Source organism: Pseudomonas sp. MF6747, from assembly GCF_963890955.1.
GTDB lineage: Bacteria > Pseudomonadota > Gammaproteobacteria > Pseudomonadales > Pseudomonadaceae > Aquipseudomonas.
Genome location: NZ_CAWPSZ010000017.1, coordinates 59,742 through 83,351, shown reverse-complemented (window position 1 = coordinate 83,351; position 23,610 = coordinate 59,742). Strand labels below are relative to the sequence as shown.

The 23,610-nt window shown below is 60.7% G+C and carries 26 protein-coding genes; 8 read left to right on the top strand and 18 right to left on the bottom strand.

The window, feature by feature from the left end; genetic code table 11:
* Window positions 1-157 precede the first annotated feature (157 nt).
* The 10 genes from AACW30_RS17640 to AACW30_RS17595 form a co-directional block, all read right to left on the bottom strand.
* Window positions 158-1,324: a cystathionine gamma-synthase gene (locus tag AACW30_RS17640; protein ID WP_169366885.1), complete on the bottom strand. Its 1,167-nt coding sequence runs from the start codon at window positions 1,322-1,324 to the stop codon at window positions 158-160.
* Complete coding sequence (locus AACW30_RS17635) at window positions 1,321-2,697, bottom strand: pyridoxal-phosphate dependent enzyme (protein WP_119740089.1); 1,377 nt, start codon at window positions 2,695-2,697, stop codon at window positions 1,321-1,323. Before AACW30_RS17635 ends, AACW30_RS17640 begins: the two co-directional genes overlap by 4 nt.
* A 143-nt stretch (window positions 2,698-2,840) precedes the next feature.
* The gene (gene dapA, locus AACW30_RS17630; RefSeq protein ID WP_200625509.1) at window positions 2,841-3,704 is read right to left on the bottom strand and encodes a 4-hydroxy-tetrahydrodipicolinate synthase; all 864 of its coding nucleotides are present in this window, start codon (window positions 3,702-3,704) and stop codon (window positions 2,841-2,843) included.
* A 285-nt stretch (window positions 3,705-3,989) separates the two neighbouring features.
* Entirely contained in the window at window positions 3,990-4,967 is a 978-nt protein-coding gene (locus AACW30_RS17625) for an alpha/beta hydrolase (RefSeq protein WP_200625508.1), read from the bottom strand.
* A gap of 231 nt (window positions 4,968-5,198) precedes the next feature.
* Window positions 5,199-5,681, bottom strand: a complete 483-nt coding sequence (locus AACW30_RS17620; RefSeq protein WP_200625507.1) for a VOC family protein — start codon at window positions 5,679-5,681, stop codon at window positions 5,199-5,201.
* A gap of 80 nt (window positions 5,682-5,761) precedes the next feature.
* Complete coding sequence (locus tag AACW30_RS17615; RefSeq protein WP_106579039.1) at window positions 5,762-6,223, bottom strand: hypothetical protein; 462 nt, start codon at window positions 6,221-6,223, stop codon at window positions 5,762-5,764.
* A gap of 110 nt (window positions 6,224-6,333) precedes the next feature.
* Window positions 6,334-7,371, bottom strand: coding sequence for a helix-turn-helix domain-containing protein (locus AACW30_RS17610; protein WP_237266733.1), 1,038 nt, complete (start codon window positions 7,369-7,371; stop codon window positions 6,334-6,336).
* 15 nt (window positions 7,372-7,386) lie between these two features.
* Window positions 7,387-7,773: an ester cyclase gene (locus AACW30_RS17605; RefSeq protein WP_106579041.1), complete on the bottom strand. Its 387-nt coding sequence runs from the start codon at window positions 7,771-7,773 to the stop codon at window positions 7,387-7,389.
* 51 nt (window positions 7,774-7,824) lie between these two features.
* Window positions 7,825-8,934, bottom strand: a complete 1,110-nt coding sequence (locus tag AACW30_RS17600) for an SEL1-like repeat protein (RefSeq protein ID WP_200625506.1) — start codon at window positions 8,932-8,934, stop codon at window positions 7,825-7,827.
* Between the two features lie 82 nt (window positions 8,935-9,016).
* Window positions 9,017-9,637 (bottom strand): LysE family translocator, encoded by a 621-nt coding sequence (locus AACW30_RS17595; RefSeq protein WP_200625505.1) that lies wholly within the window; start codon window positions 9,635-9,637, stop codon window positions 9,017-9,019.
* 266 nt (window positions 9,638-9,903) lie between these two features.
* On the opposite strand from AACW30_RS17595, the gene AACW30_RS17590 reads away from it, so the two are divergent.
* From AACW30_RS17590 to AACW30_RS17580, 3 genes are all read left to right on the top strand, one after another.
* On the top strand, window positions 9,904-10,641 hold the full coding sequence (locus AACW30_RS17590) for an SDR family NAD(P)-dependent oxidoreductase (protein ID WP_200625504.1): 738 nt from the start codon (window positions 9,904-9,906) through the stop codon (window positions 10,639-10,641).
* A gap of 92 nt (window positions 10,642-10,733) precedes the next feature.
* Window positions 10,734-11,624, top strand: coding sequence for an enoyl-CoA hydratase-related protein (locus AACW30_RS17585; protein WP_200625503.1), 891 nt, complete (start codon window positions 10,734-10,736; stop codon window positions 11,622-11,624).
* A 141-nt stretch (window positions 11,625-11,765) separates the two neighbouring features.
* Window positions 11,766-12,170 (top strand): ASCH domain-containing protein, encoded by a 405-nt coding sequence (locus AACW30_RS17580; RefSeq protein WP_200625502.1) that lies wholly within the window; start codon window positions 11,766-11,768, stop codon window positions 12,168-12,170.
* 263 nt (window positions 12,171-12,433) lie between these two features.
* Here AACW30_RS17580 and AACW30_RS17575 read toward each other — a convergent pair whose 3' ends face one another.
* The 4 genes from AACW30_RS17575 to AACW30_RS17560 all read right to left on the bottom strand — a co-directional run bounded on the left by AACW30_RS17575 (window position 12,434) and on the right by AACW30_RS17560 (window position 14,374).
* Window positions 12,434-12,772, bottom strand: a complete 339-nt coding sequence (locus AACW30_RS17575) for an antibiotic biosynthesis monooxygenase family protein (protein WP_106579046.1) — start codon at window positions 12,770-12,772, stop codon at window positions 12,434-12,436.
* 31 nt (window positions 12,773-12,803) lie between these two features.
* Complete coding sequence (locus AACW30_RS17570) at window positions 12,804-13,778, bottom strand: zinc-dependent alcohol dehydrogenase family protein (RefSeq protein WP_200625501.1); 975 nt, start codon at window positions 13,776-13,778, stop codon at window positions 12,804-12,806.
* 64 nt (window positions 13,779-13,842) lie between these two features.
* Window positions 13,843-14,145 (bottom strand): ArsR/SmtB family transcription factor, encoded by a 303-nt coding sequence (locus AACW30_RS17565; RefSeq protein ID WP_200625500.1) that lies wholly within the window; start codon window positions 14,143-14,145, stop codon window positions 13,843-13,845.
* Between the two features lie 58 nt (window positions 14,146-14,203).
* On the bottom strand, window positions 14,204-14,374 hold the full coding sequence (locus AACW30_RS17560; RefSeq protein WP_200625499.1) for a hypothetical protein: 171 nt from the start codon (window positions 14,372-14,374) through the stop codon (window positions 14,204-14,206).
* Between the two features lie 350 nt (window positions 14,375-14,724).
* Between AACW30_RS17560 and AACW30_RS17555 the strand changes: the two genes are divergently transcribed.
* Window positions 14,725-15,246 (top strand): DUF2867 domain-containing protein, encoded by a 522-nt coding sequence (locus AACW30_RS17555; protein ID WP_442793547.1) that lies wholly within the window; start codon window positions 14,725-14,727, stop codon window positions 15,244-15,246.
* A 9-nt stretch (window positions 15,247-15,255) separates the two neighbouring features.
* Here AACW30_RS17555 and AACW30_RS17550 read toward each other — a convergent pair whose 3' ends face one another.
* On the bottom strand, window positions 15,256-15,474 hold the full coding sequence (locus AACW30_RS17550; protein WP_200625498.1) for a DUF4287 domain-containing protein: 219 nt from the start codon (window positions 15,472-15,474) through the stop codon (window positions 15,256-15,258).
* Between the two features lie 180 nt (window positions 15,475-15,654).
* Here AACW30_RS17550 and AACW30_RS17545 point away from each other — a divergent pair, with 180 nt between their 5' ends.
* The 3 genes from AACW30_RS17545 to AACW30_RS17535 all read left to right on the top strand — a co-directional run bounded on the left by AACW30_RS17545 (window position 15,655) and on the right by AACW30_RS17535 (window position 17,760).
* The gene (locus tag AACW30_RS17545) at window positions 15,655-16,167 is read left to right on the top strand and encodes a MarR family winged helix-turn-helix transcriptional regulator (protein ID WP_200625497.1); all 513 of its coding nucleotides are present in this window, start codon (window positions 15,655-15,657) and stop codon (window positions 16,165-16,167) included.
* Window positions 16,167-17,372: an FAD-dependent monooxygenase gene (locus AACW30_RS17540; protein WP_200625496.1), complete on the top strand. Its 1,206-nt coding sequence runs from the start codon at window positions 16,167-16,169 to the stop codon at window positions 17,370-17,372. Before AACW30_RS17545 ends, AACW30_RS17540 begins: the two co-directional genes overlap by 1 nt.
* 61 nt (window positions 17,373-17,433) lie before the next feature.
* A complete protein-coding gene (locus AACW30_RS17535; protein ID WP_106579053.1) occupies window positions 17,434-17,760 on the top strand; it encodes a helix-turn-helix domain-containing protein in 327 nt (108 codons plus the stop codon).
* A gap of 2 nt (window positions 17,761-17,762) precedes the next feature.
* On the opposite strand, the gene AACW30_RS17530 is transcribed toward AACW30_RS17535, so the two are convergent.
* Together AACW30_RS17530 and AACW30_RS17525 are read right to left on the bottom strand one after the other, a co-directional pair.
* A complete protein-coding gene (locus AACW30_RS17530; protein WP_200625495.1) occupies window positions 17,763-19,256 on the bottom strand; it encodes a methyl-accepting chemotaxis protein in 1,494 nt (497 codons plus the stop codon).
* 166 nt (window positions 19,257-19,422) lie between these two features.
* Window positions 19,423-21,582, bottom strand: coding sequence for a TonB-dependent siderophore receptor (locus AACW30_RS17525; RefSeq protein WP_200625494.1), 2,160 nt, complete (start codon window positions 21,580-21,582; stop codon window positions 19,423-19,425).
* Window positions 21,583-21,869: 287 nt separating this feature from the next.
* On the opposite strand from AACW30_RS17525, the gene AACW30_RS17520 reads away from it, so the two are divergent.
* Window positions 21,870-22,298, top strand: a complete 429-nt coding sequence (locus tag AACW30_RS17520; protein ID WP_106579056.1) for a TOBE domain-containing protein — start codon at window positions 21,870-21,872, stop codon at window positions 22,296-22,298.
* Window positions 22,299-22,450: 152 nt separating this feature from the next.
* On the opposite strand, the gene AACW30_RS17515 is transcribed toward AACW30_RS17520, so the two are convergent.
* Complete coding sequence (locus AACW30_RS17515) at window positions 22,451-23,482, bottom strand: alpha/beta fold hydrolase (RefSeq protein ID WP_200625493.1); 1,032 nt, start codon at window positions 23,480-23,482, stop codon at window positions 22,451-22,453.
* Window positions 23,483-23,610: the final 128 nt, after the last annotated feature.

The following is a 23,610-nucleotide window of genomic DNA, read 5'->3' as shown; positions in this document are numbered from 1 at the left end:
TGTGGGGACAATCAACATCATTCAGCCCGACGCTGAACCCCTGTGGGAGCGGGCTTGCCCGCGATGCAGACACCTCGGTGTTTCAGGTGTACCGAGGTGATGCTTTCGCAGGCAAGCCAGCTCCCACAGGTAAGGCTTAATTGTTTGGGCGATTGGGTTAGATCAGGGCCAATGCCTGCGCCAGGTCGGCCCGCAGGTCCTCGACGTCTTCAACACCCACCGACAAACGCACCAAACCGTCGCCAATGCCCAGTTGCGCCCGCGTTGCTGCCGGGATGCTGGCGTGGGTCATGATCGCCGGGTGTTCGATCAGGCTTTCGACACCGCCCAGGCTCTCGGCCAAGGCAAAGATCTTCACGTTTTCCAGAAAGCGTGTGGCGCCGGCCAGGTCACTGTTCAAGTCCACCGAAATCATCCCGCCAAACCCACGCATCTGCTTGCGTGCCAGTTCGTGCTGGGGATGCGAGGCCAGGCCTGGGTAATAAACCCGTGAGACTTGCGGCTGTTTTTCCAGCCAGGTGGCCAACTCCAGGGCATTGCTGCAATGGCGCTCCATGCGCAAAGCCAGGGTTTTCACGCCGCGCAGCGTCAGGAATGCATCGAACGGGCCGGCAATCGCGCCGACTGAGTTCTGCAGGAAGCCCAGGCGTTCGGCGAGCTCCGGATTGTGGCCGACAATGGCGATGCCGCCGATCACGTCGGAGTGGCCGTTGAGGTATTTGGTGGTGGAGTGCACCACGATGTCGAACCCCAGCTCCAGCGGGCGCTGGATCCATGGGCTGGCAAAGGTGTTGTCGGCTACGCAGATGATGCCGCGGTCGCGGCAGATTCGCGCGATGGCACTCAGGTCAGTAAGGCTGAGCAGCGGATTGCTCGGGGTCTCGACCCAGACCATGCGTGTGTCGTCCTGCAGCGACGCTTCGAACGCCTGCAAGTCGCTCAAGTCGACAAAGCTGAAACGGTGCCCGGCGCTGCGCTGGCGCACCTTGTCGAACAGGCGGAAGGTGCCACCGTACAGGTCGTTACCGGAGACGATGTGCGCGCCGGCATCGAGCAGTTCCAGCACGGTGGAAATCGCCGCCAGCCCGGAGGCAAAGGCAAACGCCTGGCTGCCGCCTTCAAGGTCGGCCACGCAGCGCTCCAGGGCAAAGCGCGTGGGGTTGTGGGAACGACCATAGTCAAAGCCCTTGTGCACGCCGGGGCTGTCTTGCAGATACGTGGAGTTGGCATAGATCGGCGGCATCAGCGCTCCCGTGGTCGGGTCGGGTGATTGCCCGGCGTGGATCACGCGGGTGGCAAAGGCGCTTTTATCGGGCTGACTCATGCAAGGGATCTCCGTAGGTGATTAAGCAGGTCGACGCGGGTGATCAGGCCATAAAAGCCTGAAGCGTCAGCAATGATGGCAACCAGGCCGCGATCAAGTTCCGCCTGCAGTTCGGCCAGGCTGGCACTCGGGGCCAGGGTTTGCAAGGTGTCGGTCATGGCGCTGGCAACGATCATGGAAAAGTCGGCGGCGTCATGGTGCAACCCCAGCAGGATGTCGGACTCGTCGATCACGCCAACCAGTTCGCGGCCTTCGACCAGCACCGGCAGCTGCGAGACATCGGCCAGGCGCATGCGCTGGAAGGCCGTGAGCAGGGTATCGTCGGGGCTCACGCTGATCACGCGGCCGTCTTCGAAGCGGCGGGCGATCAGGTCGCGCAGGTCGCCGTAGTGTTTGTACTGGAGCAGGCCCGCGTCGTTCATCCATTGGTCGTTGTAGACCTTGGACAGGTACCGCGTGCCAGTGTCGCAGACGAAGGTGACCACGCGTTTGGGTTCGGTCTGCTCGCGGCAATAACGCAGCGCAGCAGCGAGCAGGGTGCCGGTTGACGAACCGCCGAGAATGCCTTCGGCCTTGAGCAGTTGGCGGGCGTGGTCGAAGCTTTCTTCATCGCTGATGGAATAGGCGTGGCGCACGCTGGAGAGGTCGGCGATCGAGGGGATGAAGTCTTCGCCGATGCCTTCAACGGCCCATGACCCCGGCGTTTCCATCCTGCCGCTGCGGCTGTATTCAGCCATCACCGAACCCACCGGATCCGCGAGTACCATGGCCAGTTCCGGCTGTACGCGTTTGAAGAAACGCGTCAGGCCGGTGAGGGTGCCGGCCGAGCCGACGCCCACCACGATCGCATCCACGTCGTGCTGGGTTTGCGCCCAGATTTCCGGCGCGGTGCTGGTTTCGTGAGCCAGCGGGTTGGCCGGGTTGTTGAACTGATCGGCAAAAAATGAACCGGGAATGTCCTTGGCCAGGCGCGCAGCCACGTCCTGGTAATACTCGGGATGGCCCTTGCCGACGTCGGAGCGGGTGATATGTACCTCGGCGCCCATGGCCTTCAAGTGCAGGACTTTTTCGGTGGACATCTTGTCGGGCACCACCAGCACCACGCGGTAGCCCTTGGCCCGGCCGACCAGCGCAAGCCCCAGGCCGGTGTTGCCGGCGGTGGCTTCGATGATGGTGCCGCCGGGGCGCAGGCGGCCGTCGCGTTCGGCGGCGTCAATCATGGCCAGGCCGATGCGGTCTTTGATGGAGCCACCGGGGTTTTGGCATTCAAGCTTGAGGAACAGCGTGCACAGGCCGGTATCAAATCGGCTGACCTTGACCAGCGGCGTATTGCCGATCAATTCGAGTACGGCAGGGCGGGAAAGCGTGGGCATGTCGTCACCTGGTACGGAAGAGGCGTAGGGGGAGGGACAGCAAAAATGCAAAGCATGGCTTGGAACATAGGCCGGGATCGCGCCGGTCGCAACCGGGCGGTCCGTTGGATGTCTTTTTTTGGCGCATGAGCGCGTGTTGACGCTTAAACGCCGCGCATCGAAACCTGCTGCAACCGCTCTATAACGCCAGTGCTGGCTGTTTGCATCGGCGCGCGCAGCTCACTGGCGATCAAGCCTTGCATCGCCAGCGCCGCCTTTACCGGCGAGGGGTTGGGCTCCATGAACAGGGTGTTGATCAGGGGCATCAACCTGAAAAAAGTCGCCCTGGCCTCGCTGAGCTGGTTGTCGCGTACCTGCTGGTACAGCGCCACAAAGTCCTCGGTGTGCACATGGGCCGAGGCTGCAATCGCACCAGTGGCGCCCAGGCACAGCGCGTTGAAGATTTGAAGATCCTCGCCACACAACACCTCCACGTCGCCGCTGGCGAGCAGCGCCAAGGTAGTCGCCAGGTTGCCGCCGCAGTCTTTGATCGCGACGATTCGCGTGTGCTTGACGATGTTCAGCAAAATGGCCTGTTCGAAGGTCACGCCGGTACGGTAGGGAATGTCATAGAGAATGACCGGCACACTGGAGGCGTCGGCCACCGTGCGGAAAAACGCTTCGAGGCCGGCCTGGGAGGGCCGGATATAGCTGGGCGCCGGCACCAGCAAGCCGGCCACCGCGCGTTTGAGGATTTCGCTCTGGAACTGCAGCAGTTCACGCTGATTGTTGCCTGCCAGGCCCATCACCACGCGCTGCGCCGGCACGAGTTGCAGCACCGCATCCAGCACGGCCAGTTGTTCCTCACGGCTCAGTGACGCGGCTTCTCCGGTGGTGGTGCAGACCATGATGCCGGCCACGTGCTTTTCCAGCAGGTGGCTGACCAACCGGCGCAGGCCGATGAAGTCGATGGCGCCGTCATGAAACGGCGTGACCACGGGAACCCAGATACCTTGAAACGATGACATGCACTTTCTCCTGATGGTTGACCGCTGGAGTCACCGTCAGAAGGGCAGAGGGGGATTGTGCAAAGGGAGGGAGGTCCGTCGCGCTCAATGTCCTGTCAGCTCATCTGACGGGACAGCGCGCCCCGGTCACATGAGCGACTGTTTCTTCGACTTGAGGGCGTGTGCCACGCAACCTTGCGCCTTGGCAATCAAGCCAATGGCACAAAGGTTAACGAAAGACGATGCAGACATGCGCTGACACACCCTGAATAAGGCCTCCATCTTCAGCGGATGTGACGGAATGTGTCAACCCCGCTTTAACTGCTCACGGACAAATTCTGCGACCTCGTTGGCCAGCTCCGCGTCTTCCGGCGCGCCCATGAAACCGCCGTGCGGCATGGCTTCGAACACATGCAACTGCGCCGTTACCCGCGCCTGGCGCAAGGCGCGGTGCAGGCGCACGGTGTTGGACAGAAACAGATCACGGGTGCCGCTTTGCAGAAAAGTTGGCGGGAAACCCTGGGTGAAATCGCCAAACAGCGGAGACAGGTACGGGTGAGACAAGTCCGCACCGTTGGCATACAACAGATTGACGTTCATCAACGGGTTGGGCAGCACCACGTCGACGGTGCGGTTGATCTGGAAGCTGTCGCCGGACTCGGTGAGGTCGACTTCCGGCGACAGCAACACCAGCGCAGCGGGCAATGGCAAACCTTCGTCACGCGCACGCAACACCATGGCCGCCGCAAGGTTGCCGCCCGCTGAGCGGCCACCGATCACGATCTGTTGCGGCGCGTGATGCTTGAGAACGTGCCGATAGACAGCCAGGCAGTCATCCAGCGCTGCGGGGTAGGGATGGTCGGGTGGCATGCGGTAGTCCACGCCATAGCAGATCACGTCGTGCAGATCGGCTTGTCTGCCGGCCGCGAGGCGGCAGTTTTCGCCGCCGCCGAACACCAGCGCGCCGCCGTGCAGGTCGATGTAGGCAAAAGGCGTGGCAGACGCTGGTGTGGCGACATGCACGCTGGCGTTTTCAACCCTGAGGGTGTGCAGGCTGGCCCGCAGCGACGCCGCTTGACCTGCGTTGGCGCTGGCGTAGTTCTGAGCCACGGCAGCCTGCAGACGGCGCCAGCCGTCATGGTCCTCGGGCGCGGGCATCGCGTGCAGCGCGTTGAGGGGCACACCGTCAGCCCCGACCAGGCGTTGCAGTGTGGCCTGGGCTTGAGGGCTGATTGATTGCGGCACTGGGATCGTGCGAGGGTCAAGTTTGACGCCGTGGTTCATGGGCTTGCAGCTCGCATTCGACGACTTGGGGGGGCAGGATGCCAGAACGTGGGCCGGTGTGGCGAGCGGGCTTGCCCCGCGTTGGGCGGCGCAGCAGGCCCAGAACCTGCTGATGGGATCTGTCAGTTATACCGGGGCGTTTGAGTTGGGAGCGCTTCGCACTCCAACGCGGGGCAAGCCCGCTCGCCACAGTAAGCCCGCTCGCCAGGACGAGCCTGTTTGCTACACGAGTCAGCGCCCGGCCACTGCAGCCTCAATGGCGGACACATCGATTTTGGTCATGGTCATCATCGCGTCAAAGGCGCGCTTGGCGATCACCGGGTCGGGGTGGGTCACTGCGTCGGTCAACACGCGCGGAGATATCTGCCACGACAGCCCCCACTTGTCCTTGCACCAGCCGCATGCGCTGGCCTGGCCACCGTTATCGATGATTGCGTGCCAATAACGGTCGGTTTCGGCTTGATCGTCCGTCGCCACCTGGAAGGAGAACGCCTCTGTGTGTGGGAATGTCGGGCCGCCATTCAGCCCCAGGCAGGGAATGCCCAGGACGGTGAACTCGACGGTCAACACGTCGCCTTGCTTGCCTGCCGGGTAGTCGCCTGGGGCGTGATGCACGGCCTTGACGGCGCTGTCCGGAAAGAGTGAGGCATAGAAGGTCGCGGCTTCCAGGGCGGTGCCGTTGTACCAGAGGCACAGGGTATTTTTGTGGGTCATTTCAGGGCTCCACGTATCAAGGGTGCGTGGAGTTTAGATGAGGGCTGAAGCGAGCCCGGCAGAACTGCCGGGCGGTGCTGTTACAGAATGCTGTAGTCCCTGACCACGCCATTGTTGAGGTGGATGTTCAGGCGGCGGCTCTGTTGCTGCGGCGCAAGATTGTCGATGGCTGTGCGCCGGGTGTCGAGGGCGTTGTCGTAGGTATTGCCGGGGATACGGTTGGAGACCAGCCCGAGCAAGTGGCGCATGGATGCGTTCTGGGTGGTGGAGGGCGCGTAGTTCCAGGTTTCGGTGCCGTCGGATGAAATCGACTGATCCTGCGGTTCGCCATACAGGGCTTTGAGCTGTTGGGAGGTGGTCTTGCCAGAAATGATGTGCGTCCTGACATACGTGGTATCGAACAGCGAAATATCCGGCCCGGCTTTGCCCTGGATACCCGGCAATGACAGGTTGTTCAAGCTGCTGAGCCCGTTGACGCCATTGGCGCAACCCGTCAGCAAGAGGGCGGTGGCAAGCGTTGCGATAACAGTACGACGGGCCATGATTTTCTCCGTTTAGTCAGGGCTTTTGAACGTCGGCCAATGATAAAACGGTGAAAAACACGCGGAGAAAATCTTCCTGTCCCCGCGTCTCAATGACTTGCCTGGGTGTCTCAGACCGCCTTCATCTGCCCCAGGATGTTGCGTAACGAGAACCCGGTGTGGCGGCTCACGCGTTCCGGCGCCTGGGCAGCGGCGCTCAACTCCCGGGCCTCGCGCGGCGAATAGCCAAAGGCTTGCTTGAAGGTGCGGCTGAAGTGCGCATCACTCTTGAACCCGAACTGGAAGGCCAGCCCCGACACCCGCTGCCGCGCGCCGGAATCACTCTGGATAATCACCCGCGCGCGGTTCAACCGGCGCTGCTGGATATACGCCGCCACGCCGGACTCCTGGCTGAACACCCGATACAGTTGCGCCCGCGAAATACCCAGGTGTTTGCACAGGAAAGCCGGGGACAATTCCGGGCTGCGCAGGTGCTGTTCAATCAAGCGCCGGGCGCGGTTGAGCAGGGTGTGGTCGATCGCTTGCTCGGCGGTTTGCAGGTTGGCCACTGTCGGCGCCAGGGCTGCCGATATCATGGCCAGCGTCGCCTGTTGGGCGTGCGGGATTTCCTCGGGTGTCAGGCGCGGCAGGCGCTGTTGCAACGCGCGCATATGGTCTGCGAGCAGCTCGCTCAAGCCGCCCTGCAGCACCTGGCCATGCACGTCTTTGTAGCCGAGGCTTTGCGCCAGCAAGTCGCGAGGAATGGTGAGGATCACGGTATCGCCAGCCGTGATCAGGCAATCGAGTTCACGGGCCAGGTCCAGGATGTAGATCTGCGAGTTACCCGCCGCCAGCGTGGTGCGGCCTGCCGTGCCATTAATCGTGTGAGACAGGCCGAGGCAGAGGTAATAGTGGTCGAGGCTGTCACGGCGAATCATGTGTGTGGAACGCTTGACCCGATACGGCACCGGCTCCCCGGCACCGTCCCAGGCACCGCAGCCCATCAATAACGAACCCAGGTAACCGGTGGCCAGGCGGTAATTGAAGGCTGCGGATTCAGGCTCGCTGATGGTGATATCGAAGATCGCATTCACTTCCTCACGCCACACTTCAAAGCGTTGGCGCGGCGGGTAGGGTTGAGTGGTAAAGGTGAAAAGCGGGTTCTCCACAAGCGGCTCCATCCATTAAAGCTGTTGTTTGATCGCCGCCTTATCGATCACGGACCAGACGTGCGCGATCTTCCCGTCGACGAATTCGTAGAATACGTTCTCATCGAAGGTCACCGTCTTGCCGTTGATCGGCAAGCCGAAAAATTCACCTGTGGGCGTGACGTGGAAGTTCAACCGGCTGGCGACGGTGGGCGGGTCCGCGACCAGCAGTTGGATGCGGAACACCAGGTCGGGGATCTCGCGAAAGTCCCGCTCCAGCATCGCGCGGTAGCCGGCAAGGCCGACGGGGGTGGCGTTGTAGGTCACCTGCGGGTGCACGAAATCGCCGAGGCGCTCCCAGCCCTGGCGGTTGAGGCAGTCGATATACCCTCGGTAAAGGTCGGCGAGCTGGTTTCGGGTCATGGCGTGTTCTCCTTTTTGAAAAGCACTCATCGACTTTGCCCTTGTGTGAGTCTACGGCGCGCTGGTTATATCACCCAGCAGTTGCCCAAGCCCTTGCGGGGTTGAATAGAGGGCTTCCAGCGCCGCGACGTCGGCCAGTTGCTCTGCGGACAAGGCTTTTTCCTCATGCTCAAGCTGGCCGCGTATATCGTCCTCGTACTCGGACAGCTTTTGATTCAGCGCCACGCGCACGAGACCGCATGCCTTGAGCTTGTTAGGTTCAAAGCCCTTTCCCGTATCCACATGCTCGGCGAGGGTCGCTGTTGCGTAAGCGTACCCTTGTGCCGCGGCCTTGAGCAGCCATCGGTTCGCCGTTGGATAGTCTGCCGGCACTGCACCGCTGCTGCTGTACAGATAGCCAAGCATGTACTGCGCTTTGGCCCGGCCCGCGTCACCAGCGCGGGTATACCACCCAATGGCGGCGGGTACGTCTTTGGGGGTGCCGATGCCATTCAGGTTGGCCATCCCAAGCCATTCGTATGCCTCGCTATTGCCTGACTGGGCGGCCTGGGTCAGCAACTGGATGCCTTGCTGAGGGTTTTTCGGCGTGCCTACGCCCGTGAAATAAAAGGTCGCCAACAGCGTTTGGCCCTCAGCATCGCCTCGCGCACTGGCTTTGCGCGCCCAGTAGAATGCCTTGCGGTCGCTTTGCTCAACGCCAATGCCTCTGAAATAGGCGTCGGCAAGCCGTTGCTGGGCGCGGGCATGACCTTGCTGCGCAGCCTTGCGATACCACACCGCGGCTTGAGCGCTATCGCGCGGCATTTCCACGCCGCCGTAGTTTGCATCCCCCAAAAAAAACTGGGCTTCAGAGTTGCCTTTCTCGGCTGATAGCGTGATCCACTCCAGGCCCTTGCGGTGATCAACGGCTACACCGCGCCCGAAAAAGTAAAAAAAGCCGGTTTTGAACTGTGCGAAGGTCTCGCCTTTTTCCGCCGCGCGCAAATACCACTCTGCGGCCTTGACCGGGTTTTTATCGACGATGATGCCTTCGTCGTAGAAGGCGCCGATCAACAGTGTGGGGCTGTGGGGGCTGCGCCACAGACTGATCGCCAAAGCGACCAAGCAATAGGCCAGCAGGCCAACGCACAGTAAAGCGAGGGGTAGGGCAAAGCGGCGCAATGTCGAATCCATTCGTGAGGTGCAGGTGGGCAGTGTAGCGGCGCTTGCGAGCGATGGCATCACTCGCTGTTTCGCAGCGACCTCAAGCGCGACGCGCCATCAACAGCACCGTCGCCGCTGCCGACAACAACCCTGCGCAGCATCGATTGAAAATCCGTTTACCGCGCGGCTCGGCAAACCAGCGACGCATGTGCAGGCCCATGTAGGCATAGGCGCTGATGGCGATCCATTCCAGCACCAGGAACATAGCGCCCAGCAGCGCAAATTGTGGCGTGATCGGCTGGCCTGGCACCACGAACTGCGGCAGGAAGGCCGTGAAGATCAAGATAGCCTTCGGGTTGCCCGCTGCCACCAGAAACTCCTGACGCGCCAACGCCCACAAACCCACCTTGGCCGTCGCCGATTCAGCCTCTGCCTGCGGATTAGCCCGCCACAACTGAAACGCCAGATAAAACAGATACGCCGCGCCCAGAATCTTGATCGCGTAAAACAACAACTCCGAGGTTTGCAGCACCACCGCCAGGCCCGCCGAGGCGAGGGCGATCATGCCGGCGAAGGCCAGCAAGCGGCCAACACCGGCAAGGCAAGACGTGCGATAGCCGTAGCGGGTGGCGTTGCTGACCGACAGCAAGTTGTTCGGGCCTGGCGCCATGTTCAGGGCGAAGCAGGCGGGGAGGAAGAGGGCGAGCGTGGCAAGGTCCATGGCGGCTCCGGGATGGGCGGGGAGCGTTGAGGATAAGGGCAGTTGAGCTGGCTGGACAATCCGCGCGTTGCAGCGAACGGCGCAAGCGGGCCGACCTAAACCAGTAACCAGCATTCCATTCCGGCATAAATGTTAGTCCCGGTTGCCGTCTACAGGGGGCTCATTGCCTCCTTCAATCTTCCTGCTGTGGCGCCAACCTGGCGCCTCGCCGAGTCGTTCCCACATGGGCGGGCGGCGCAATGCAAGCCAGATTGAAGGTACGCCACATGAGCAAAAAACTTGAAGGCAAGGTCGCGGTTGTCACGGGTGCCAGCGCCGGAATCGGCCTCGGCATCGCCAAGGCGTTTGCCAATGAAGGCGCTCGCGTGTTCATCACGGGCCGGCGTCAACCTGAGCTCGACCGCGCGGTCGCTGAGATTGGCCACGGTGCGGTGGGCATTCAAGGCGATGCGGGCAAGCTTGCCGACCTGGACGCGCTGTACGCGCGCATCAAGGAAAAAGCCGGGCGCATTGATGTACTGGCGTTGAACGCGGGTTTCTATGAGTTCATGAAGCTCGGCGAGATTACCGCGGAGCATTTCGACAAGACCTACAATGCGAACGTCAAGGGCCTGCTGTTCGGCCTGCAGAAAGCGCTGCCGCTTCTGGGAACAGGTGCATCGGTAATATTCACCGGTTCAATCGCCGCTTCGATCGGCATCCCCAGTATGTCCGTCTATTCATCGACCAAGGCGGCCGTCCGCAACCTGGCGCGCGGTTTCATACTGGACACCAAGGAACTGGGCATCCGCATCAACGTATTGAGCCCCGGCCATACGCTTACCCCAGGACTGCAGTCGCTGATTCCCGAGGCTGCGCGTGCCGGCCTTGTTGGCAGCATTCCGCTGTCCCGCTTGGGCAGCCCGGAAGACTTGGGCAAAGCGGCCGTATTTCTCGCCTCTGATGACAGTGCCTACGTTACCGGCATCGAGCTCGATGTCGATGGCGGTGTCTCGCAGTACTGAACTGAAACTTGAGCACCGAGTGGGGACGGCCGCGTTATCTGATTGGCGCGGCGAACCCATTCGCACAGCCAACTTCGCCAAAGGATGTATCGATGCAAAGAGTACTCCGCAAGATCATCATGTTCTCAGCATTGTCCTTGTTCGCCGGCGTTGTAATTGCGCAATCTGGCGACGACGTCAACCTGGTCGATATCCCGACCAGTGCCGCTCACAAAATTACCGTCGAGCGACGTGGCAAGATTGTACTGATTGGTATCAACCGACCCGATATCCAGAACAGGCTTGATCCGCAAGCGTACCTGGCCCTCGCCAAGGCGTATTACGACTACGACCATGATCCTTCACTGCGCGCCGCTGTGTTGTTCGGGCACGGCGACAATTTCTCGCAGGGCCTTGACGTTGAGGGCTTCAAGGCGGTTGCCAGCTCGGGCGGACCTACGCTCGGTGCGGGGCTGATCGACCCGCTCGGCAAGAAAATGCCCTATCTCACCAAGCCTCTGATCGTGGCGGTTCACGGCGACACTTGGAACATGGCGCATGAGCTGTTTCTTGTCGGCGACATACGGGTTGCGGCGAACAACACTGACTTCGGACAGGATGAAAACACCCATGGTCGTTTCCCGGGCGGTGGATCGACAGTACGATTCGTGCGCGAAGCCGGCTGGGCCAATGCCATGCGCTACATTCTGACGGGCGATCATTGGACCGCCCTTGAAGCCTATCGCATGGGCACGGTGCAGGAGATCCCTGACCCACAGTCAGCCCTCGACAAAGCGATCGAGTTGGCAAACCGGATCGCCGCCAATGGCCCCTTAGGGGTCAAGGCATCGCTAGCCTCTGCGCATCGCGTCATCGACCCGGTGCAAGCCGGCGCTCTGTCGGAATTGGATGCGCAACGCGCAACGCTGTATAAGTCAAACGACTTCCAGGAGGGGCGCAAGGCAGAAGCTGAAGGGCGATTACCTGTCTATCACGGCAATTAAAACTGTCGCCTAGGGCGCGACCTGCTGAGCGGGTCGCGCCATTACCGACGGCGGTGCAACTCGATCAAGGGTGCCGGGCTAATCATTCGCGAATGGGTGCTGACGCTGCAGTCAACGATAAGGTTTGAACGAATGATGCGCATGATTGACGATTTAAAGATCAGGTACCCCAAAGCCAGTGCATGGGCATTTGGGGATACTCCAGAGATGGCAGATGAGCTGGCTGACCGTGTAGCTAAAGGCATTAAAACAGCGTCATGTTGCTCACTTTCATCATTCAACCATCAAGATGAATCGTCAGCGATTGGTGGTTACAGCATCATCCTCAACAGTCAGGGCGAGCCAGTATGTGTCATCAGGCTTGTTTCGCTGCGTATCATTCGTTACTGCGACGTGAATGAAGCGTTTGCAAGAAAGGAAGGCGAAGGGGATCTCAGCCTCGGGTATTGGGCGCAGGGTCATAAAGCTTTTTTTCAACGGGAAGGCTCGTTCGACGCGGCGATGGAGCTTGTGGCAGAAGAATTCGAGTTGGTGGAAGTGGTGTAAAGCACAACGTTATCCCGCCAACGGTTTTTGGCGTGCTAGCAACGGTTTGTTTTTTTCAGTGGCAATGTCCGCTTTGGGCCGACAACTGCCTTTCAGGAAACTGCACCTCAACTACTCCAGGCTGCCCGCGAGCACCAGAAAGGCTGGCCGTACCAACGCCCTAATTACACCGGAAGGCGTCGAGCGATGCGTGCGTTGAGGCCGCAATGGCGACAACGCACGTGGATCATTTCACCGCTGACAATCAACACCAGGCAAGTCTCTTAAAACCACGAACTACTCGGGGCATCGGCGTTGCCCATATGCCTGACAAAGGCTGCGCCTTCGATATGGTAAACCGTTGGTTCGTCGGCGAAATAGGTCTCCAACCCCTGCATAAACACCCGATGGTCCTCACTCGCCTCGAAGCCTGGCGTGTGATCTTCAAGTGATGCCCACTTCACGATCAAGTTGAACACCTGCGGCGTTTCAATGCCTTGTGCGAGCAGGTGCCCGCAATAGCCCTTCGCTCGACACAGCAACGGCTCGACCTGGGTAAATGCGCGCCTGAACGCTTCAACCTGTTCTGTGTAAACCGGGAGCTGGGCGATTTCATAAATCATGGTGTTCCTCCAAAAATGAGTTCAACGGTGCTCACGCGATGAGCGATGGCACGACGGCAATCGCGACTTTTCCTTGAACACCGTTGTGGCGGCTTTCCAGCCGAGCATGGGCCAACGCGATGTCGGCCAACGAATAAACCGCGCCCACGTGGGGCCGCAGCTGACCGCGTTCCACTAATGCGCTCAGCTCGTCCAGCTTGCCGCGATGTTGTCGGGTGAACACAAAGTGATAGGCCGCGTTTTTGCCCCAGGCCTGAACCAGGTTTTGCGGCTGCGTGATGTCCACGATCGAGACCACGCGGCCCCGTTGTGCGAGCGCGTCGGGGCTGCGTGATAAGGTGTCGCCGCCGAGGGTGTCGAACACCACATCGACGCCGCGGCCCGCCGTTTCGCGCAGGATGGCCTCTACGTAATCCTCGCTTTCGTAGTCGATGATCACGTCAGCGCCCATGCTTCGCGCAAACTCAATGTTGGCCGCGCGCACGGTGGTGAACACCCTTGCCCCAATGGCTTTGGCCAGCTGGATTGCCACGTGGCCGACGCCGCCTGCGCCACCGTGTATCAGCACGCTTTCGCCAACCCTGAGCGTCGCGCGTTCGGCGAGTGCTTCCCACGCAGTGCCGCCGACCAGGCTGAGGCTGGCGGCTTCGAGGTGGCTGAGCGAGGCAGGTTTTTTGCCAATGATGCTTTCGGCGGCCACGTGGTACTCGGCGTAGCTGCCGGGGCCGTCGAATATTTGTGGGGTGTACCAGACTTCGTCGCCTGGGGCGAAGGCGGTCACACCTGGCCCGATGGCTTCGACAACGCCAGACACGTCGTGGCCGGTAATGGCTGGCAGTGGCACCGCGTCGGCGTAGTCACCCCGTCGTACCTGGTAATCCAGTGGGTTGATGGCGGCGGCGTGTACGCGCACCAGGACGTGCCCCGTATGGGGCACGGGCTTGGGCACGTCGCAGAGTTCGAACGCCTCGGGCCCGCCAAAGGATTTAAGAATCATCGCTTTCATTGCATGACCTCGTTTCGGTAAAAAGGGATATCGGGAAATATCGATATAATGCGATGAAAAAAACCTAGAGTTCTTTCCCCAGGATCTCCACCAGTGCGCTGATGTTGGCTTCGTTACGTTTGTAGTAGGTCCACTGGCCGATACGGCGGATTTCAACCAGGCCTGCGCGGTGCAGGGTCGCCAGGTAGTCAGACACGGTCGACTGGGAGAGGCCGACGCCTTCCTGGATGCTGCTGACGCAGACGCCCACGGTATGAACGTCTCCCTCGTCTTGGGCGGGGAAGTTTTTTTCGGGATCCTTCAAACCTTGCAGGATATCGAGCCGCGTGCGGTTTGAGAGGGCTTTGAATATGTCGAGTAGGTCCATGCGCCCGATAGTATCGGGATTTACCGATATGTCAATGTGCGAGTCAGCCGCCTAAGTTTTAGCTGAGGGCTGCCGCCAGCGGATGAGAAGGCTTGCGAACGATCACATCAAAACGGTGCCCGTTGAGCAGGCCGGAAGGGGTTGTGCTGGATGTGTGCGACTCACGAAGCCGGATTATTTCCAAGCCCTTGCACATCGCGCGAATGGCTTGCTCGGTGTGGAAGGTCATGTGCGTACGCGTCGCCCAGCTAGGCGTGCGCCAAACAGATGCCCGACGAACACGCCGCCGGGCACCAAGGCATGCAGCACCTGATCCCAGAGCCGCGGGAACCCTGCAGGGCGACAAAAAGGCAGGGCCAGCCCGGCATGGATAACGCCTCTTTATAAGTCATGCGGCAGGCGCTGCCAGCTCAGGAAGGCGATGGCAGCGCATTCTTGCGCCCACATTCTTCAAGGCCATTTGGCGCTTTACTTGAGCGCACGCGCAAAATAATCTCTGCCCGGCAAGCGGCGTCCTGCCGTTTTCAGGCACAGCCAGGCGCGTCACATCTATTGGACGAATTGCGGTAAGGCTTGCGGTTGGGCACATTCAACCGCGGCCACCTTTCAAGGAGAGACTGTTTGGCGAGCACCGATGCTGTTCACACACTGCGCCTGCCGGGCGACCTGGATTATTACGATCGCAGGTCGATCCTGCTGCCGGTCGATGTCACCGCGCTTGAAGCCTGGAACATCATGACGGCCGAACCGGGGCTATTCCTGCGCATGGCGTTTGGGATCAGGGACGCCATTTGCGCATTGTTTGGTGTGAAACGTATTGGCGGGTTTTCCGGCACGCGGCGAGAGCGTGTGCAGGTCGGTGAGCGGCTGGACTTCTTTTTGGTGGAGCACAGCACTCCCGACGTACTGGTGCTAACCGAGCGCGACCGGCATCTGGATGTGATGATCTGCCTGTCGATCAGCGATCGTGTGTTCACGATCACCTCATCGGTGGTCATTCATAACGCCTTTGGCCGCTTTTATATGGTGCCGGTCGGTCAGGTGCACAAGCTGATCGTCAACCGTGACCTGAAGCGACTCAAACGCCGCCTTGAAGGGTAGGGCGGCGGCTCAGTCGCCTTTTTCCATCGCCGCGTAATACGCCACCAGCGCATTGGCGTGGCCATGGCCCATGCCGTGTTCGGTTTTAAGCCAGGCGACCCTTTCCATGTGCTTCTGGGCATTGACGGTTTTGAGCAGGTCCAGCCAATGGCTGATGGGCTGCCCATACTTTTTTTCAATGGCGGGGAAGTACGACGCCGGCCCGCTTGTTGTTGTGTCGTCGGTCATGCTGCACGCTCCCTTTGGTGCGCACGGTCAGCGAGGGGGTTCTCGCCTGAACTCAGGCTAGTAAAACGTGAGGGATTTCGCCTGCCCATGGATACCCGTTCGACATTTTTGGAAGATAGCTAAGCAAGTTAGCTATATGCTAGTGTGGCTGCCACCCCGCGATCCAGAGCAGCCAAACGCATGAAACCATCCGCATCTGTCCCCGTCCCCGACCCACGTGGCCTGCAGATCGCCAGCGATGCTGTTGCGCAGCAGCTGCAACAGATCGCCATCCTGACGCGCAAAGCCGCCAGCCATCTTGCCGATTCTTTGTCCATCAACCAGACCGACATGGCGGCGCTGGAGCACTTGATCACTGACGGCCCATTGCCACCGACCGAGCTTGCCTCGCGCCTGTCGGTGACGACCGCCGGCATCACCCAAGTCATCGACCGCCTGGAGCGTGCCGGCCATGTGATTCGTGAGCGCCAGCTTGATGACAAGCGCCGCGTGATGGTGTGTCCGGTTCCCGCCTCGGTGGCCCTGGCTTATCAGCACATTGCGCCAATGCTCAGCGGCCTGAACGCCGTACTGGCGGCGCTTGGGGGCCAGGAGCGCGCGGTAGTCGAGGCGTTTCTTGGCCAGGTGATCGAGGTTTACCGCAGCACGTTGCCGGGCAGCAGCGCCGCTTCAAATCCACAGCAGGAGGCCTGATGAAACCCCAAAAGATTCTTGTCACCGGCGCCAGTGTCGCCGGCCCGGCGCTGGCGTATTGGCTGTCCCGGCAGGGCATGCACGTCACAGTGGTCGAAAGGGCACCGGCTTTTCGCGATGGTGGGCAGACGATCGACGTGCGGGGTGCGGGCCGCGTTGTGGTGCAGCGCATGGGCCTGGAGGAACTGATTCGGGCCAATACAACCCACGAACAAGGCATTGCCTTCGTTGACCGCCACAACCGGACAAAGGCCTTCATCGGCGTGAACGACTTTGACGGCGAAGGGCCAATCGCTGAACTGGAGATTCTGCGTGGCGAACTCGCCAAGCTGTTGATCCAGCACAGCGAGGACCGGGTCACGTATCGGTTTGGCGACAGCATTGAAACCCTGCACGACGATGGCCAGCAGGTGCATGTGCGCTTTGCACAGGGGACCGAGCAGGTTTTCGACCTGGTGATTGTGGCGGAAGGGATTGGCTCGACCACGCGCAATCACGTGTTCGGCAGCGAAGTCCAGCGCCGCCCGCTGGATGTATACACCGCCTATTTCACCCTGCCGCGTGAGCCAAGCGACGGCCAGATCATGCGCTGGTACAACATTCCCGGCGGGCGCTGTGTGTGTTTACGCCCAGACAACCTGGGCACCACGCGGGCGTTTTTGTCGTTTCAGCAAGCACCCAACGGCTACGAAAAACTCGCACCAGACGCGCAGAAATCCTTGCTCAAGCAACGCTTTGCCGACGCCGGTTGGGAGACGCCCCGCGTATTGGCGGGGCTGAATGACACAACCGACCTTTACCTGGAAGCGGTAGGTCAGGTCAAAATGCCCCGTTGGTCCAAGGGCCGTATTGCACTGGCGGGCGACGCAGCCTATTGCGCCTCGCCCATCAGTGGCATGGGCACCAGCCTGGGCCTGTGCGGGGCGTATGTGTTGGCTGGCGAGTTGGGGCGCCATGCAGATCACACCCAAGCGTTCGCCGCCTATGAAACCCTGATGCGGCCCTACGTGGCTCAAGCGCAAGGCGTGCCCAAATTTGCACCGCGGTTGGCATCACCTCATTCGCGCGTTGCAATAGCGCTCGGCCACGCCGTATTGCGGCTGGCGACAGCGCCTGTTTTTAAAAAGCTGCTAGGCAAGTTTCTTTCCCCCAAGGCTGACGCCATTGACCTTCCGGACTATGCCCTGAAACGTCAATTCAAATGAATGACCTTCTTTGAGGTGTATAGGCGTATGGTGGTTTATACCCTCAGTTCAGGCATTCAACATGGACGGCAATTTAGGCGGGCGCTTAAAGGAAGAGCGCAAACGGCTTTTACTCTCCCAGCACGATTTTGGTGTGATCGGGGGCGTGGCCGAAAACGCACAAGGCCACTATGAAAGGGGCGAGAGATTACCCAAATCGGATTATCTGATGGCTATCCGTCGCAAAGGGGTCGATGTGCTTTACGTGCTGAGCGGTGAGCGTTCGCACATGAGCGCGGATGACCTTACTGTGGAAGAAACCGAAGTCGTCAATCAGTACCGCACGCTGCACGAGGCGGATCAGGGCGCGATTGCTCAGATCACCTCCTCATTGTCCCGAGACGCATGACTTCATTGATGAAACCTGCGCCCCAAAGCATCCAGGCGCACCGCAATCGGCGGTAACCGTTCACTGCTGCGCGCCAGCGTCTCCACATCATCCGCGGTGCTTTGCGCAATGCTTTGCACCGCCTGCAAGCGCCCGACAATCTCCAGGTTGGCCGTGGACTGCTCGCGCGTGGTGCTCACAATTCGCCCATTCAGTGCGTCGATGCGCGCGATATCGGCGCCTACCGCTTGCAGCATCTGCACGGCCAACTGGCTGTCTTGTACGCAACGCTCTACGCCTTGCTGGCTGTCATGCATCGCCTCGACGGCCTGACGGCTGCCGTGTTGCAAGCCTTCGATGATCTGTTTGATTTCCTGAGTGGACACCGCCGTGCGCTGGGCCAGGCTGCGCACTTCATCGGCGACCACGGCAAACCCTCGGCCTTGCTCGCCGGCGCGCGCGGCTTCGATGGCGGCGTTGAGGGCGAGCAGGTTGGTCTGGTTGGCGATGCTGCTGATCACTTCGAGCACCGAGCCGATCTGCTCGGCCTGCACGGCGAGGTCTTGCACGGTTGAGTGGGTGCCGTGAATGCGTAGAGCCAGTTGGTTGATTTCATGCTGCGCGCGGCCGACGCTTTCCTGGCCGCGTACGATTTGTTGGCTGGCTTGGCCTGCGTGCTCGACAGCCTGTTCAACGTGCACGGTGATGTGGCCCATGGCGTCTTCCATGCGCTGCATCGAGCCGGTCATCTGGGTGATTTCTGCCAACTGATGGCGTGCGCCTTTTTCCAGCGTGCCGCTGGCACTGGCCAGTTCCTGGCCGAGTTGGCCAAGGCCTTGGGAGTCGCGGGCCACACCGTCGATCAGGTGGGTGATTTGCTGCAGGAAGTGGTCAAAGCGCTTGGCCAGGGAGACGTGCACCTTGCCTTCACCTTGGGCGGTTTCGACGGTGAGCTGGGTGGTCACGGCGAGCATTTTCTCGAGCATTTCCTGGCTTTCGACCGCCTCACGCTGGCTGTGAATGGCCAGGTAGAGCAGGGCGACGGTCTCCATCACCACATAGAAAGCGTGGACGAACAGCATGCTCCAGCCGCCGTGGTGTTCCATCACAAACACCGGGAAGCCTTGATGTTGCAAGGCATGAAAGACCACGTGATGCACGGCGATCGTTGCCGCCGCGACCAGGATTGGCAGCCAGTCGCGGTAGAACGTCAGCACCGCCAGCAACGCGAAAATGCCGAAGTGTGATTCGATCACGCCTTGCGCCTGGTTGATGTGCAGGGCAGCCATTACCATCAGGCCGGCGCCCAGCAGGCAGCGCATCAAGCGTGTCCCGCCGAGGGCGCGATAGAGCACCGTCAGCACCACACTGGTGCCTGCGCCCACGGTCAGTGCCTGCAGCCAAGTGTCGTGCCAGAACGCCAGCCCGAGTGAGAACAGAAACATCAGCCAGACCAACGCCAGCATGATGCGATCGGCCTTGCGGTAGTGCTCCAGAAAACGCGGGCGGGTGGGCATTCACTCTTACTCCATGTGATCGAGGGGTACAGGCAAGCATGCGGCGTGCCACGACCGGCCACCGGTGGAGTGAAGCAGGTATTCGTGTGCTTTTTGATTCAGGGGCATCCCTGAACGGGACTTTAAGAACGGCTATCCGAACGGATAGCCGACGCTGCGATAACGATCAGAAGGTGTACTTGGCGGTCAGCATCATGTTGCGCGGGTTGCCGTAAGCATCACCGCCGTAGCTCACCGAGTTGGCGATGGTGGAGTAATAGCGCCGGTCGAAAATGTTGTTGGCGTTGAGCTGCAGGTCCAGGTGCTGGTTGACCTGGTAGCCGGCCATCAGGTCGGTGACGGCATAGCTGCCCTGTTTAAGCCGATATTTGCTGCCGTCCGCGAGGTCAAGGTCGTTGTACATGCGGCTCTGCCAGGAGACGTTGCCGCCCACACGGAATTTTTCCAGCGGGCCCTGCAGGTTGTAGCGTGTGGTCAGTTTGAACAGCTGTTCTGGCGTGTCGGTGTCGAACTGCTTGTTGACCTTCTGCGGGTTGGCCTCATCCTTGATGGTGTGCGTACGGGCGTAGGTGTAGCCACCGCCGACCTGCCAATTCTCGGTTAACGCGCCTTGCAGTTCGACGTCGATGCCCTCGCTGCGAATTTCGCCGGAGGCTTCGTTGCAGGAGGCCTGCGGGCAGTTCGGCACGAACACTTGCACCGCTCGGTTCTCCTGATCGACGCGGAACAGCGCCAGGCTCGCGTTCAGCGCGCCGCCAAGGTATTCGCCCTTGATGCCGACTTCGTAGTTCTTGCCGACAATCGGCTTGACCGGCTTACCGGACGTGTCCTTGTCACTCTGCGGCGTGAAGATGTCGCTGTAGCTGACGTAGACCGAGTGATGGTCGTCCAGCTCGTAAATCAAACCTGCGTAGCGGGTGAGGTTGCGGGTGACATGATAGTCGCCGTCGCCGTCACGGTTGTCATAGTCATACCAGTCCAGGCGCCCGCCGAGGATCAGTTTCAACGGGTCGGCGAGGCTCAGGCGCGTGGTGACGTAGACGCCATCCTGAGTGGTGACTTCGCGCTGGTTGTCGGTGTGGACGAAGTCTGGCTTGCCCGCGGTGAGTGGCCAGTTGGTGTCGTACGGACTGTAGCTGTGGGTGGTCAGGTCATAGATGCGCTTGCTGGCGCCCACCACCAGTTCATGGGTACGCCCGAACGCCTGGAAAGGGCCGCTGGCAAAGGCGTCGATGCCGGCCTGGTTTTCATCGTAGGCCGCCTGGTAGACCGTGCGGGCCGGGGTGTTGTTGACCCGGCGCGACTGGTAGGAGCCTGAAAACAACGCGTTCTGTTCGGCGTAGTTGGCGTTGACTTGAAGGCTCCAGTCGTTGGCCAGGCGCTGACGCAGCTCGGCGAACACCGTGTTGATTTCCTGATCCTTGTTCTCCCAGCGAGTACCGGGGTTGTAGGAGCGGGGCAGGTCCAGATGATGGCCGTCCTGACCGACCATCGCCGATCCCCAGAAGTAGTTGGTCTTGTCCTTCTGGTTGGAGAAACCCAGGGTCAGGGTGGTGTCTTCGCTCAGATCCGCTTCGGTGACGGCGTAGAACAGGCCGTGATCTTCCTGGACTTTATCGATGAAACTGTTGGCATCACCGTAAGAAGTAACCACCCGGCCGCGCAATGTGCCGCTGTCGTTGAGCGGGCTGGATGCGTCCAGCTCGCCACGGTAATTGTCCCAACTGCCGGCGGCACCGGTGAGGGTGACTTTCTGCTCGTCCAACGGCCGCTTGCGGATCAGGTTGATGGCCGCTGAAGGGTTGCCGGCCCCGGTGACCAGGCCTGTTGCGCCGCGCACTACCTCGACGCGGTCGAACATGGCCAGGTTCGGCTGGGCGCCGACTGTGGCCCCGTTGTAGCCGCTGGGAATGCCGTCATACATCAGGTTGTCGATGTCGAAACCGCGCGAGGTGTACGACTGCCGGCCAGGCCCGTTGGAGAAGTTCAGGAACAACCCGGGCGTGGCCTTGACCACGTCATTGATGCTGGTCATCGCCTGGTCATCCATGCGCTGTCGCGTGATGACGGTAACGGCCTGTGGGGTTTCGCGCATCGTGAGTGGAAGCTTGGTCGCCGTTGCCATCGAGCCGGTGGTGTAGGACGGGCTGCCTTCGGTGGTCGCACCGAGTTGCTGCTCGGTGTTGATCTGCGTCGCGCCCAACTCGACGACGTCTGCTGGCTGCTGCGTGTCGGCGGCGAAGGCCGCTTGTGAGCTGGCAATACAGATGGCCATCGCGATCAAATTGGGTGAAAAACCTTTACCGCCATGTTGTTGCACAGACATGAAACCGACTCTCCCGGAAGTGCTGTCCCTAGCGAATAATAAAGATTATGATAATTATTCGCATCAGTGTGTCAGATTGGATCCGAGCAAAAAAGCCTTTGACGTTAAATGCTTAACAAATTTTTCACATCGTCGATGCAGCCTTATCGCTAGCTCGGGCGCCAGCAGGTAGTCACTATCCGGCGCAGAACGCCGGCAGTTGGGACGCTATAGTTGTTTTTACACAGCGTTACGTTTAAACATGCGCGTTAATTCCTAATCAAAAGTCAAGAAAAGGCCCCATCACGATGAAAGTCAGCGCACGCAACGTATTCAAAGGCCAAGTCAGCCAAGTGCAGGAGGGCGCCGTTAATGCAGAAGTCGTCCTGACCTTGGCCGGTGGTGAGCAATTGGTGGCGGTGGTGACCATACAGAGCGTGCGCAACCTGGGCATCGCCGTGGGCAAAGAGGCCGTGGCACTGATCAAGGCGCCGTGGGTCATGCTGATGACCGATTCCAGCGACATTCGCCTGTCGGCGCGCAACTGCCTGGAAGGCACGGTACTGAGCGTCAACGACGGTGCGGTCAACGCCGAAGTGGTGATCGAATTGGCCGGTGGTTCGAAGGTTTACGCCATCGTCACCCGCGACGCGGTAGCGGAGTTGGGCCTGGCGCCGGGCGTCAGCGCGACGGCGGTGATCAAAGCCTCGCACATCATTCTCGGCGTGCCGGCCTGATCAACGCACGGTGGCCCGAGTCCATTCGGCCCACCGTGCTCAATTGGCACCACTGTTCAAGCCAAAGAATGTCCTTCCCGACAGTCGTGCGCTGAGCAGCAAAAAACACTCCCCGCCCACAGTCGGTAACCCCGCCAGGTCGTCGCGATAGGTCACAGGTGATCGGCGTCGAACACGGCCTTGGCGAACGCTGCCGGTGCTTCCTGCGGCAGGTTGTGGCCGATCCCGCCATTGATCTGGCGAAATTCGTACTTGCCGGTGAAGCGCTTGGCGTAGTCCTCGGGTTGCGGGTGCGGTGCGCCGTTCGCGTCGCCTTCGAGGGTGATGGTCGGCACGCCGATGGTGGGCGATTGGGCCAGTCGCTGTTCCAGCGCGTCGTATTGCGCCTCGCCGTGCACCAAACCCAGGCGCCAACGGTAGTTGAAAACCGTGATGGCGACGTGATCGGGGTTATCCAGGCCTTTGGCGCTGCGCGCGAACGTGGCGTCGTCAAAGGCCCACTTCGGCGAAGCGGTTTGCCAGATTAGCCTGGCAAATTCGTGGGTGTTCTTCTGGTAGCCGGCGGCGCCGCGCTCGGTGGCGAAGTAAAACTGGTACCACCACTGCAATTCAGCCTTGGGCGGCAGCGGTTGCTTGCCGGCGGCCTGGTTGCCGATCAGGTAGCCGCTGACAGACACCAATGCCTTGACCCGCTCCGGCCACAGCGCTGAGACGATATCCGCCGAGCGCGCGCCCCAGTCGTACCCACCGAGCACCGCTTGCTTGATCTTCAGTGCGTCCATGAAGTCGATCACGTCCTGTGCCAACGCTGCCGGTTCGCCGTTGCGCAGGGTTTTATCCGACACAAAACGCGTGGCGCCATAGCCGCGGGCATACGGGATCAACACGCGGTAGCCTTTGGCTGCCAGCCACGGCGCGACATCGGCGTAACTGTCGATGTCGTAGGGCCAACCGTGCAGCAGGATCACCACCTGGCCGTTGGCCGGGCCAACGTCGGCGTAGGCCACATCGAGCACCCCGGCCTTGACGTGCTTGAGCGCGCCGAAGGCGGTTTGGTGATGGCTGGCCGGCGTTGGCGGCTCGGGCATTTCAGCATGAGCCACGCCCAGGGCGCCGAATGGCAACAAGGCCAATGCCAGAGCAAGCGGACGGTGTTTGGAGCGACGGGTCAACAGAGTGTGCATGGCGAGCCTCCTGCGGCTGATGGGTGCCTGACACTCAGTTGACCGCTGCGCTGTATCGCGCATGTTTCAGGAACGGTCCCGGGTTAAACGCTGTGTATCGCCACGGCTGCTGTACACAGTGCGATACA